Annotated in this window: 1 protein-coding gene; it reads left to right on the top strand. The window is 72.5% G+C overall.

The features are described 5' to 3' along the window. The coding region (locus tag ACTFO6_RS18035; RefSeq protein ID WP_439935779.1) for an SDR family oxidoreductase at positions 1-363 on the top strand (363 nt) is incomplete at both ends.

Here is a 363-nt window from a genome sequence, read left to right as displayed (position 1 = left end):
CGGCCGCACCAAGCTGGAAGGAGAGCAGGCGGTGCAGGCGGTGGGCGGGGCGTTCCTCGTCTTCCGCACCGCGTGGATCTACTCGGCCCGGGGAAGGAATTTTCTGCTCACCATCCGGCGGCTCTCCCGCGAGCGCGACGCGCTTCAAGTGGTGGACGACCAGGTGGGGTGTCCCACTTGGGCGTGGCTTGTGGCCGAGGCCACCGCCCGGGTGGCGCGGGCGAGCCGCATCGTGGAAACCCGGGACGCCGGCTGGCTAAGGGAGCGCAGCGGCCTCTACCACCTGGCCTGTGGCGGCGAGACTTCCTGGTGCGGCTTCGCCCGGGCCATCGTGGCCCAGGTGCCGGGGGCGCGGTCCGTGCC

Source organism: Pelomicrobium sp. G1, from assembly GCF_051905455.1.
Classification (GTDB): Bacteria; Pseudomonadota; Gammaproteobacteria; order Burkholderiales; family UBA6910; genus Pelomicrobium.
This window is presented reverse-complemented; position numbering and strand designations above follow the sequence as displayed.